Genomic DNA, 11427 nt, shown 5'->3' with positions numbered 1-11427 from the left:
TGGTGGCGATAGCGAGAAGGTCACACCCGTTCCCATGCCGAACACGGAAGTTAAGCTTCTCAGCGCCGATGGTAGTTGGGGGTTTCCCCCTGTGAGAGTAGGACGTTGCCAGGCACTTTAAAACAACCAAAGTTTTGGTTGTTTTTTTATTTAATGTCCGGTAAAACAATTTCTATTAGTAAACTTAATAGAGCGCAGAAACCTGAGGGGGGTCAGGACCAAGGAGGTCGAGGAAGTGAAGGAATCGAAGCCCGGAACGTACGATGTACGTGAGGACTGGAGAGCCTGAAGCTAACGAAGAGATCCGCCGGTCATGGCAGCCCGAAGCCGAACACGGAAGTTAAGCTTCGACGCCGATGGTAGTTGGGGGGTTCCCCCTGTGAGAGTAGGACGTTGCCAGGCAAATTAAAACAACCAAAAATTTTGGTTGTTTTTTTATTTATGTCCGCTAGGACAATACTAGTAGAATTGGATAAAGTTAAATAGTTGCCTAAATAATAGGTATTCATCCTTCTTAGGCAATCAACAATTTTGCATTTATATGTTTCGCATAACAACGAGATAAGGGCAACCAGTATTTACTCTAGTTGCGCTTTTTTTGTGCAAACTTCTGATTGACCCATGTTTAGAAGCATCCCCGTGTTTCTTTGATAAAACTATTTTTTCTGAGGACAATCTAGCAATTGGTCTTTATAGGAATGACCAACATAAACTTTTACTCAAAGGAGGTACAGTTTAGAAGGGGATCCCTCATGAAACACCATTATAGCAAGGGAGTGTGCATTTATGACATTTGAGAGAGTGATTAAATGGTTTGCTGGGTTTGGGATCGTTGGAGCGTTGCTTACAATCGTGATGATCATCCTTATGTTTGTTTCACCTGATAATAGCTTGAGGGGCTACCTTGATTTAGGTGGTACATTGTTCATCCTTTTTGTCATCATTGCGATTTATCTTATCCATATGAAGAGCAGTGGAAGCTGGGGGTTAATCAGTTTCATCGTTTGTTTAATTGGAACTGGCTTATGGTTAGGTGTGAAGTGGGTTCATGCAATTGTTATCCCAGCATTAAATATTCATGCACCCGAGTTTGTTGATCAGCCTCCATCTTCTATAATAGGGGCACAAATGGGTTCTTTTGCAATGTTTATGTTAGGGTGGGTTTTAATCGGACTCCTTATTGCACGTAAAGGCTACCTATCGAGGATCAGTGGAATTCTATTGATGATTGCTCCAATTTTAGACTTCGTTCCCTATGGCTATTACTTAGCGCAACCTCTTTTCGCACTCACCGTTCTCTGGATTAGTTATCAGCTTTTAAAGGGAAATTATAATGGTAAGGAAATAGATGGCTAAGGATACCTTGATTTTTGTTTTACTTCTAATTTACCTGCGTATACCCCATCCGAAATCAATCTGGTAGAGGATTGGTAGCTAGAGAACTTGTATATTTATTTTATGTATGGAAGCACTAGAGCCTGCAGGGGAGGTTTCTCTGGACTAAAAAGAACCAAAAGAAAAACGAAATCGCTAACAAGATAGCTTTTAATAGACCCTTGCTAATAAATGAAAAAGTATGTTTCTTATGTGGTATTCTTTAATCGCCAAACTAAATAACCCATAGAAGGCCATACTTTTTCATATGAAAAAAGGTTTCCTCGGACAGTGTGGCTCAAGTTCGCTCTTCCTCACAAAACAGACACGACCAGCATCCAGTTGCTATACCCAGAGAATCTTTTTAAGGTGAATTTATCAATTAGCCTACCTAACTAATTTTAGAACGGGCTAGCCTAATTATAAGCTATACTTAAAACTAACTCTCGTTGCTATATGGCAGTTCAATCAAAAATCTGGCGCCGCCATTGCCATTACTAACAGCAGTCATGGTTCCGTCATGCTTTTCCACGATTTTCCGCGATACCGATAATCCTAGACCTGTCCCTTCATCTTTTGTTGAAAAAAACGGTTCAAAGATATGCGTCAGGGTGGAAACAGGTATTCCTAATCCATTATCAGTAAAAATAAAGTGCAATTGTGAGTTTTCTAACCTTGTACGAATGTTTACTTTTAAAGGAGATGAACCTTTTGCCTGTAAGGAATTCTGGAATAAATTTAGAAAGACCTGTAATAACTCTTCACGATTGCAAAAGAAAGAAAGTTCTCTTGTTTTTGGATCCAGATCTAGTTCGATTTCTACATTGTGCAGTAGGGCTTCACTTTTAAGAAACTTCCATATATAGTCGTTAAAAAAGCTTTCAACTTGAATCGTTTTGAATTCTTTATAGGAAGGTTTTGAGATACTAAGAAAATCAGAAATAATCTTATTTGCCCGATCAATTTCAGGTATTAACATACTAGAAAATAACTCAGAGATGTTTTCATCCACATCTTTTTCGAGAAACTGCAAGTATCCTCTTACAGTTGTTAAAGGATTCCTAATCTCATGGGCGATTCCGGCAGCAATGCGACCGGCAAGGGCTTCTTTTTCCGCTTCTTTTATTTTTTCCTCTATTAAATATCGATCAGTTATATCCCTGAATTGGCCAAATGCCCCAATCATTTTACTGTCTTCATAGATTGGTTGTACATCCAATAAACAGACTAGTGGTTCACCATTAGCACTTGTGAATCTAAGTTCTTCATTTTCAAATCTTTCTTCCCGTCCAATGACTCGTTTAAAAAAATCCCCCATTAATGGAAAATCATATATACTTTTTCCGATAGCTGAACTTCTATTTTTGTTCGAGATCTCCTGGGCAAATTCATTTATCTGAGTTACAAGACCTTTTTCATCGGTTATGATAATTCCATTTCCTGTTCTGTTTAACAAGATTTGGTTCATAATATTCAGCTTCCGATTTTGTTTTCTCAAAAGTAACTCTCTTTCGATAGACTCTACTACCTGAGATAACATCGTTAATAATAGAGGGTTATGAAAGCCGAGAGGGACCATAATATTAACGGTTCCTAACAGATTATCTTCATCCGAGTAATGAAAGGGTGCACCGTAACAAGCGATTCCATGAAGAGCCTTATGATAGTGATTTTCGCCTATTAAACTCACAGGATGTCTCTGTTGCAATGCAATACTAATAACATTGGTCCCGGTATCTTGCTGCGTGAAACGACTTCCTAACTGAATTCCAAATTGCTCGACAGCGGATTTTATTGTGTCGTCACCAATCATATCGACTAAGTACCCATCAGAGTCAGAAATAACGGTAAGGATAGGTGTCCCTTTCAAAGAATCCAAGAGTTTGTTGGAGAAATAACTTATCACAGACAAGATTTCCTGGTATTCCTTCTTTTTTAATTGTAGCTGCTGGGCAGTCATAAATTGTTTTGGACGGGCAACCTCATTTGGGTCCATTCCATTTTCTATACATATTTCCTTTGATTTAGTTATATAGTATGGTTCTATTTCGCTCATCCTTTTGTCACCTCAAAATCTTCACAAATACACTATTAGTATTGTAATAATAATTGGAAGTAATTACTATAGAATTTTACTGAAAAAAAAATATCATTAAAGATTGCGAGTGTATTTCAATCGAAGGAAATGAGTGCGGGGCGAGAGTTAGGACTTGTGTATTAGGGGGCTAGATGAAACACTACCATGCAGATCCTGAATGGTAGTGTTTTTTCAGCCTATTGTTACTTAACTGTGATTTCTTTATCCTTTTCGTACGATTTAATGGTTGGTGGTGTATAATCAGCAAGTCGCTCAATTAATATATCAGGCTTTTCTTCTACAATGGCCAATGCCAGATACTTCTTTTGTAAGAATTGCTGTTCAACCATATGATCAAATAATTGGATGAGTGGGCGATAATATTGATTGATATTTAATAGACCGCATGGCTTTTGATGGAGGCCGATTTGTCCCCAAGTAAACACTTCAAAGAATTCTTCTAGGGTTCCAGCTCCACCTGGCAAGACAATAAACCCATCTGCAAGATCGGCCATCTTTGCTTTCCGTTCATGCATTGTTTCTACTGTAATCAATTGGGTTAGGCCTTTGTGGGCTATCTCACGTTCTTCAAGGATTTTTGGGATAACCCCGATGACTTGTCCACCTTCTCGTAGAACGGTGTCAGCCAAAACGCCCATAAGCCCAATGCTTGAACCGCCATATACAAGCGTAATATTTTGTCTTGCTAATTCTTTTCCTAGTTGAATTGCACCTAGTGTATAAATCTCTGAAGCTCCGAAACTCGAACCACAAAAAACTGCTAAATGTTTCAAATCAATCCCTCCACTTATGGCTTTCTCTATACAGTATATATCAAAATTTGAAACACTAGAATAATGGGATTATGTAGGTCTAGGTGTTAAGTTTCTGTTCATATCTTACTCCAAAGGCACAAAAAAAGACAAGGGATTGGAATGACGACAATCCCTTGTCTTATTGAGTAATCTAGAATTCTCTTGCAATTGCAGCTGCTTGATTTAATCCCTTTTCAATTAGTTCCTCCGCTTGATCAGGGAATTGGTTATGTCCTTCAATAATGACGGACTTGATGTTTTTTACACCCCAGAAATTTAACATTGTCTGAACGTAGTTCACAGCCATTTCAGATGATGCTGCAGGGCCTTCTGAGTAGACTCCGCCACGTGCATTTAAGAGAACAACCTCTTTGTCTGTTAGCAAACCAACCGGACCTTCTGCTGTATAACGGAATGTTTTGCCGGCTTGTGCTAAATAATCCATGTACGTGTGTAACACGGCAGGGACAGTAAAGTTCCAAAGAGGGAAAGCAAAGACAATCTTATCCGCTTCTAAGAATTGGTTTAAATAGCGGTTTACTAAATCTGTCGCTTCCTGTTCAGAAGGAGTTAACTCCAATTCTCTTGAAAGCTTAAACATCCCGTTAATCATATCGACACCGTAGTAAGGAAGGTTTTCATTAAATAGATCTAGTTCAACAATAGAATCCTCTGGATGAGATTCTTTATATTGGTCAAGGAAAGTATGATATAACTTCACACTAACTGCTTGTTCGATTGGTCGTGCGTTTGCTTTGATAAATAATACTTTTGCCATGGATAAATACCTCCTGATATAAGTGAAATGTTGGTATAGCAACTATATGGTGTAAAGGTTGTTGTAGCAACCTATCGTATTAAAAAAAGTAAATCAATTGATTTACAATCCTCTAAATTAAAATTGTTGCTATGCATACTAAAGCACAAAGATTAGTATAAGATAATTGAGAGTGAATGTCAATTAGGAGGTTTTAGCTTTTGTGGAGGACATCAAACGTAAATGAATGGGGGAGGATGGGAAAGGACCATCGAAACAAGATGATGAATAAGGAATAAGGCTGTGTTAAGATTTCCGCTCCAGGCACTCGCTTTCCGCGGGGCGTGCGGTGAGCCTCCTCGTCGCTAATGCTCCTGCGGGGTCTCACCTGTCCCGCTGCTCCCGCAGGAGTCGAGTGCCTTCCGCTCCAATCCAATCCATAGTATGTAAAATCAACAACCTACTTTAACACAGCCAATAAAAGAAAAAAGGACAGCGAAATGCTGTCCTGGACGTTTATTTTAAGATATCATGGTCAACATAGCGTTCACCGTTTAGTTCACTAATAATATTGATTGCTACTGCAGCACCATCTCCAGCGGTAACGATTGTGTGTACGCTCACACCTGCAACGGTTCCTGCAGCCCAAATACCATCTTTATTTGTACGGCCATCCTTATCCACTTCAATAATGGTTTTAATTCTTGGTTCTGTGCCAGGAATTAATTTTAAGCCAATTTTATCTGCTAAATCAGTTAGAGCTCCTGTAGCAAGAAGAACATGCTTCGCGTTGAATGTTTGGTTTTCAGTTTCAATTTTGTACCCATCATTTTCAGCGGTAATGTTCGCAACAGAGTCTGCAACGATTTCTGCACCGAATTTACTTGCTTGTTTTTTACCAGTTTCAATAAGGTCAGGACCTGCGACTTCACTCACTCCGTAGTGATTTTCTACCCATGCGCGCTGAGTCATCCCTTTTCCACTATCAATAACGAGTGTCTTTTTGCCAGCTTTTGCTGCAAAAATAGCTGCACTAGCACCAGCAGGGCCAGCTCCAATAATTGCAATATCAAACATTTATATAACCTCCATCTAAATTGTTGTTATATATAACTAGAGGATAAAACACCTCTAGAAATAATTGTTGTTACATCAACTAAAGGACACCAAAATTATAGTAGTTTTTGAACATTCTGGTTTATTTTAGCTAATAATCTTTCCATTTGTAAAAGCTCTTCTTCGGAGATCCCTTTACACACGATTTCGTTAAAATCTTCTGCGATGGGAACGACTTTTTCTCCAAGTTCTTGCCCTTTTTCAGTAAGGTAAAGCCTAACGGAGCGCCGATCGTGCAGACAATTCGTTCGTGTAATAAATCCTTTTTTTTCAAGGTTAGAAGCCATTCTAGCAATATTCGTTTTATCTTTATTCAATGTTTCTACTAATTGATGTTGGCTTAGGCCATCCTTTTCCCAAAGCAGCATCATAATTAAATTTTGTTCAGGAGCTAGGTTGTAGGGTTCTAATTTAGCCTTCACAAAATTAGTCAGATTTAAATCTGTTTTATGTATTTTAATACTAATATAGTCTTGAAAACTAAACTTCACCCAAATCACTCACTCCATTATTTTAGTTGCTATATAAACTATTTATAATATTACTATAGAAAAAATAAACTGTTCTGTCAATTGAAGTGATTTCCAAATAAAAAATATGTAGATTTTCCAAACTATGTTATATTTAGTTTAAACGAGAGGGGGTTTCGATTATGAAGCAGGATGAATTCCTATTATATGATTATCATAAATCGATTCAACTGCACGCAGAGCGAGCTACATTCTATCTCCAAGGTGAAATAATCGAGGCATTTACGAACGGTCAAGAGGTGTATTATCTGCTATTTTTTAAGCAGCAGTTTCTTACAGCCTTTAAAGCAAAATCTCTCCGGCGCCGTTCCTTTATCGAGAAGGCTTTTAAACAAGGGATGGTTTTCGAAGCACCACACCCCTTTATTGAAATCTTGCTCGACTCTAATCCCCCTTTAAAAAGCATCAGTTTTAACCAGTTAAATAAAAAACTACAAATGACTTATACCTTGCAAGAAAAGGCATTTATTCTCACATTCCTTGAATCATTCATTCAAAAAAAACAGTTATTTGATGAAATTAGTTCCATCTTTTATGATTATCGTCGGAACGGGCAATTGTCTATGGGCTATCAGATTGTTCAAATATTAAAGGGGTTTGCCCCAAATCATCGTTTAGTTAAACAACTTACCAGCAACATGGAATATATTAAATATGCCAATATGTATAACCAAACACCCGAGAAACTCGTGGCTAAAGATCCCGTTTTTGCTGAAAAATACCTCTATTCACAGAAAGATAGTGAACAGCATTTCCAACAACTTTCCTCGCAATATGAAAAAGAGTCCCGCTGGCTAGATTTAATGGCTCTGTTTATATACAAATTACTCAAAACCCCTACAACTGATGATTACCGCTCACTCCTTCATTTGCTTGAGAAGCATTTAAACGAAAAGGATAGAGTGGTCGTTCTAGAAAAAATTAGTACCCAGATTCCAGATTTCTTACTGTTACAAAAATATTTATTTGACCATTATGTGAGCAGTTATAATATGGGGGAAATCTTCAAAATTACCAAGAGGCAAGAATTCCATTTAAGCGAAAACCAAGCTCAAACTTTTGGTGACTTGTTAAACGATTATGACTTACGACCGCATTCACTTCAACCTGAAATGCTTAAATCCTTAATGAGCACCGTGATCAAGTTCTTCCCTGAGAAGGCTGAAAGACTCTTACATAAATCGGTGACTACGTTATTACAAGCTCACGAACTGCCTTATATTAAGGAATGGCTTAGCTCGTTTAAAGAAGTTCAGCCACAACTGTCTCTTTTTGAAAAACTTGATACCATGTATGAAATTAGTGAGGATTTGGATCAAATGCAAACATTAGGAGAACTATATGTAGAATTTGAACAGTTTGATAAAGCAATCGAGTGTTTTAGCTGGGAGATGGAACTTAAGCCAACTGAAGTAAAACCGGTGCAGTGCCTTATGAATATATACCGTGAATTGGGAATGGACCAAGAAGCAGATGCCTATCGACATTTATGTATTAACCTGCAAAGGCAGGCTTAATAGGGACGATCGAGCGTTGGTTAGATAATTTCCTTGATAATTCAGTAAAATTAAATATTTAAGGTTGAAGCTCAACAAGGAATTTGGTAAGATGAAACAAATGAAAAAGACGATGTGTAACTGGCGAAACACGGAGAACCGTGAGGGAGCACATGGTTTCGAAAAGCCGTTCGCCTGGGCAGAGGTAAGGGATTTCTCCCTTGCCTCTTTATGCTATTTTGAGGGGTTGGTAATGGCAGAAGGATTCATAGATTCATAATTTGTGTGGGTGATTTCTTTAATTAGTTTTTTGATTATAATTAACAATTTAAAAAAACAGAAAAAGAGGAGAACGAGATGAGCAGAATGACTTTAGAAAAAGTGCAAACCATTAAAACCTTAAATAATATTGCAGAGTGCGGCTTAAATGTTTTCAATAATGAAAATTATCGAGTCGATAATGACAGTGACAGCCCCGATGCTGTTGTGGTTCGAAGCTTTAATATGCATGACATCGAATTTGATAACAACCTAAAGGCTATTGCTCGTGCTGGTGCGGGTGTGAATAATATCCCAGTAGAAAAGTGTACAAACCAAGGGATTGTTGTTTTTAACACTCCAGGTGCCAATGCCAATGCCGTCAAAGAAATCGTGTTAACTTCTTTAATGGCATCTTCTCGTAATCTCTTTGCGGGTATATCTTGGACTAAGTCACTAGCAGGGGAAGGAGACCAGATTCCTAAACTTGTCGAGGCTGGTAAGAAGCAATTTGTCGGTAAAGAAATTAAGGGAAAGACTCTTGGAGTTATTGGCCTAGGAGCAATCGGAGCATTAGTAGCGAATGATGCACTTGATTTAGATATGGATGTCATTGGATTTGATCCGTTCATCTCTGTAGATACAGCTTGGAACTTGTCCCGCAATGTTCAGCGCGCGATGAACATTGAAGAGTTGTACGCGAATGCAGACTATATCACCGTCCACGTTCCATTAACCGATGATACAAGAGGGATGTTCAATGAACAAACCTTTGGCATCATGAAACCAGGTGTGCATATCTTAAACTTCTCTCGCGGTGAGCTTGTCAATGAAGCCGATATGGCAGTGGCACTTGAGAGCGGAAAAGTAGGGAAGTATATTACGGACTTTCCAAATGAAAATGTACTGAAAATGAAAAATGCAGTTCCAGTTCCGCATCTAGGCGCTTCTACAAAGGAATCAGAAGAGAATTGTGCTCTTATGGCAGCTCGTCAGGTAAAGGAATTTCTTGAAACGGGAAATATCAAAAACTCAGTGAACTTTCCAAACGCAGCTCTGCCTTACACTGGGAAAAGACGTGTAGCTGCTTTTCATAAAAATGTTCCCAACATGGTTGGACAAATTACCTCAGCTATCTCCAACTATCAATTGAACATCGCAGATATGTTGAACAGAAGCCGTGGGGATTATGCGTATACAATGATTGACATTGATAATAAAGTGAACGGAGATGTGATTCCAGGTTTGTTGGAAAAAATCCAGCAGATCGACGGCATGGTGAACGTTCGAGTGATTTAATGAATAGATGGAAAGCAGGTTCCCATGGGACTTGCTTTTCTTTTTTATCTCAAATCCTATATGACGGTTGATGATAATAGGAGGTAATCATGTTTAATGAATATCTGCTGGTTTTTATAGGTGCTGCCATTCCATGGTTCGAGATTGCCTTAGTTATTCCTCTTGGAATCGTTCGGGGATTGTCACCGTTTTGGGTGATGCTGCTTGCCTTTGTGGGCAATGTTAGCACAGTTATTCCCCTCGTGATTGGATTTGAAAAGGTGAAAATGTGGTACAAAAAACGTCACGAAAAGGGAGAAAGAGAATCTTCAAAACGAAGTGAACGTGCCAAAAAGGTCTGGAATAAATACGGCCTCCCAGGTCTAGCTATTTTGGGCCCGATTTTAATTGGGATTCATATTGCAACCTTTATTGGAATGTCATTTGGGGCGAAACAAAGTTGGGTATTCTTATGGATGATTTCTAGCCTGGCTTTATGGACCATAATCTTTGGAGTGGTTACAAAGCTTGGTTTCAACTTATTCCTTTAGAAAAAGTCACAAGTGTAAAAATATAAAAGGCAAGGGAAGATTTTGTTCTTCGCTTGCCTTTTTATATTCATTAAAAGCACAATGCATGAGAGACACAGAATTGGCTTATTTGTTCGAACGTCTAAGCGCTTTTATGGCGATGATAAGCAGAATAATGTAGCCAATCATGAGTCCATAGCCAATAAATATAATCAGCAGCGGGACATAATCTGGGGTTGTACCAGAATCGGTGGACATACCCGCTAAAAAAAGAGGCATGATTGGCAGCATAAGGATGCCCGGTCCCATTCCAACCAAGGGGATCCCACCGATTGCAATGATAATCCAAGGCCAAATCGGTTTTTTTGAAGTTGCAGACTTCATAGTAGTTGGATGTGTTTCTTGTATAAAGGTAGACTCTCTTTGCTTCTTTATTTGTTGATATTCTCTGAGGGCCTTAAATGAACGAACCATCCCCCAAATCGTACCAACGAGAACGAGTAGACCAATGGTCATAAAAAGGATGGAAAATAAATTAAATTCATCCGGCTTCCAAAAAGGAATCAATAACATAAAAAATATACCTGGGAAGGCAGAAAATAAAAAAAGTCCACCACCAATTAAAACAACCCAAGCCCAAATGGGTTGCTGCGTTTCGTACTGAGTCATTCCTATTCCCCTTTATAATCTAGTGATTTTTCAAATAAATTATAAATCAGAAACTTGGAAAAAAATACATTTTTCTTCTAAATAATTCAAATTTCCTGATTGGCTTAAAGAGGCCTGAAGAAGGTAGAAGGGGACGTCGTCACACGTAAAGTTTATCTCTCGTTTAGCTTGCTAGGAAAAAGTGAAGACTAGAAATGAGGTGGGTTTTCATGGGGTTATTAATTATTATCGGGAGTATTGTGTCTCCGTTGGGCATGTTTATTTCACGGACTTATTGGCCGAAGTCCAAGACGTTGATGAATAGTTTGGCCATACTGTCTGCACTTGTTTTTGGAAATATTTCCTCCTTGGCCATTCACGAAGTCATAGAGGACAACACCGTGTTCATGACAAACATTCATGGTTTATTTCTAAATCCATTCTTTTTAATGACAGGCGCTTACCTCGGTGTTTATCTACTGTATCGATTAATTGTTTGGGCTCTTGATGAATTTTAATAGTTCTATACTGACTAAATTTAAGTTTCC

The 11427-nt window shown here is 38.5% G+C and carries 11 protein-coding genes, 1 rRNA gene and 1 riboswitch; of the genes, 6 read left to right on the top strand and 6 right to left on the bottom strand.

The genetic code is table 11. From position 1 onward, the window contains the following. Positions 1-114, top strand: a 5S ribosomal RNA gene (gene rrf / locus BMX30_RS19075); the annotation flags it as partial. A 672-nt stretch (positions 115-786) separates the two neighbouring features. Next, the gene (locus tag BMX30_RS19070) at positions 787-1356 is read left to right on the top strand and encodes a hypothetical protein (protein WP_090749302.1); all 570 of its coding nucleotides are present in this window, start codon (positions 787-789) and stop codon (positions 1354-1356) included. Positions 1357-1813: 457 nt separating this feature from the next. Here BMX30_RS19070 and BMX30_RS19065 read toward each other — a convergent pair whose 3' ends face one another. The 5 genes from BMX30_RS19065 to BMX30_RS19045 all read right to left on the bottom strand — a co-directional run bounded on the left by BMX30_RS19065 (position 1814) and on the right by BMX30_RS19045 (position 6630). Then, on the bottom strand, positions 1814-3430 hold the full coding sequence (locus tag BMX30_RS19065) for an ATP-binding protein (RefSeq protein WP_090749300.1): 1617 nt from the start codon (positions 3428-3430) through the stop codon (positions 1814-1816). Between the two features lie 224 nt (positions 3431-3654). Continuing rightward, positions 3655-4245, bottom strand: coding sequence for an LOG family protein (locus BMX30_RS19060; protein WP_090749298.1), 591 nt, complete (start codon positions 4243-4245; stop codon positions 3655-3657). 172 nt (positions 4246-4417) lie between these two features. After that, positions 4418-5044 carry an FMN-dependent NADH-azoreductase gene (locus BMX30_RS19055; protein WP_090749295.1) on the bottom strand — a complete coding sequence of 209 codons (627 nt, stop codon included), beginning with the start codon at positions 5042-5044 and terminating at the stop codon, positions 4418-4420. 495 nt (positions 5045-5539) lie between these two features. Next, a complete protein-coding gene (locus tag BMX30_RS19050) occupies positions 5540-6100 on the bottom strand; it encodes an FAD-dependent oxidoreductase (protein WP_090749293.1) in 561 nt (186 codons plus the stop codon). 95 nt (positions 6101-6195) lie between these two features. Next, a complete protein-coding gene (locus BMX30_RS19045) occupies positions 6196-6630 on the bottom strand; it encodes a MarR family winged helix-turn-helix transcriptional regulator (RefSeq protein ID WP_090749290.1) in 435 nt (144 codons plus the stop codon). A 161-nt stretch (positions 6631-6791) separates the two neighbouring features. Between BMX30_RS19045 and BMX30_RS19040 the strand changes: the two genes are divergently transcribed. From BMX30_RS19040 to BMX30_RS19030, 3 genes are all read left to right on the top strand, one after another. Then, the gene (locus BMX30_RS19040; RefSeq protein ID WP_090749288.1) at positions 6792-8186 is read left to right on the top strand and encodes a hypothetical protein; all 1395 of its coding nucleotides are present in this window, start codon (positions 6792-6794) and stop codon (positions 8184-8186) included. Between the two features lie 106 nt (positions 8187-8292). Further along, positions 8293-8373, top strand: a riboswitch (ZMP/ZTP riboswitch). A 149-nt stretch (positions 8374-8522) separates the two neighbouring features. Continuing rightward, positions 8523-9722, top strand: coding sequence for a phosphoglycerate dehydrogenase (locus BMX30_RS19035; protein ID WP_090749286.1), 1200 nt, complete (start codon positions 8523-8525; stop codon positions 9720-9722). An 89-nt stretch (positions 9723-9811) separates the two neighbouring features. Next, positions 9812-10252 carry a small multi-drug export protein gene (locus tag BMX30_RS19030; protein ID WP_090749284.1) on the top strand — a complete coding sequence of 147 codons (441 nt, stop codon included), beginning with the start codon at positions 9812-9814 and terminating at the stop codon, positions 10250-10252. A 105-nt stretch (positions 10253-10357) separates the two neighbouring features. On the opposite strand, the gene BMX30_RS19025 is transcribed toward BMX30_RS19030, so the two are convergent. After that, on the bottom strand, positions 10358-10900 hold the full coding sequence (locus BMX30_RS19025) for a hypothetical protein (RefSeq protein WP_090749282.1): 543 nt from the start codon (positions 10898-10900) through the stop codon (positions 10358-10360). 209 nt (positions 10901-11109) lie between these two features. Here BMX30_RS19025 and BMX30_RS19020 point away from each other — a divergent pair, with 209 nt between their 5' ends. Further along, complete coding sequence (locus BMX30_RS19020; RefSeq protein WP_090749280.1) at positions 11110-11397, top strand: transposase; 288 nt, start codon at positions 11110-11112, stop codon at positions 11395-11397. Positions 11398-11427 lie beyond the last annotated feature (30 nt).

The sequence above is a fragment of the Mesobacillus persicus genome, from assembly GCF_900109925.1.
GTDB classification, from domain to species: Bacteria; Bacillota; Bacilli; order Bacillales; family Cytobacillaceae; genus Mesobacillus_B; species Mesobacillus_B persicus.
Note: the sequence above shows the minus strand (reverse complement) of the source record. Positions and strands in the feature narration are given on the sequence as shown.

What these genes read in the sequence shown, in the direction of transcription:
- BMX30_RS19070 (WP_090749302.1), top strand. Translation starts at nt 787, where the DNA reads ATGACATTTGAGAGAGTGATTAAATGGTTTGCTGGGTTTGGGATCGTT.
- BMX30_RS19065 (WP_090749300.1), bottom strand. Translation starts at nt 3,430, where the DNA reads ATGAGCGAAATAGAACCATACTATATAACTAAATCAAAGGAAATATGT.
- BMX30_RS19055 (WP_090749295.1), bottom strand. Translation starts at nt 5,044, where the DNA reads ATGGCAAAAGTATTATTTATCAAAGCAAACGCACGACCAATCGAACAA.
- BMX30_RS19050 (WP_090749293.1), bottom strand. Translation starts at nt 6,100, where the DNA reads ATGTTTGATATTGCAATTATTGGAGCTGGCCCTGCTGGTGCTAGTGCA.
- BMX30_RS19040 (WP_090749288.1), top strand. Translation starts at nt 6,792, where the DNA reads ATGAAGCAGGATGAATTCCTATTATATGATTATCATAAATCGATTCAA.
- BMX30_RS19035 (WP_090749286.1), top strand. Translation starts at nt 8,523, where the DNA reads ATGAGCAGAATGACTTTAGAAAAAGTGCAAACCATTAAAACCTTAAAT.
- BMX30_RS19030 (WP_090749284.1), top strand. Translation starts at nt 9,812, where the DNA reads ATGTTTAATGAATATCTGCTGGTTTTTATAGGTGCTGCCATTCCATGG.
- BMX30_RS19025 (WP_090749282.1), bottom strand. Translation starts at nt 10,900, where the DNA reads ATGACTCAGTACGAAACGCAGCAACCCATTTGGGCTTGGGTTGTTTTA.
- BMX30_RS19020 (WP_090749280.1), top strand. Translation starts at nt 11,110, where the DNA reads ATGGGGTTATTAATTATTATCGGGAGTATTGTGTCTCCGTTGGGCATG.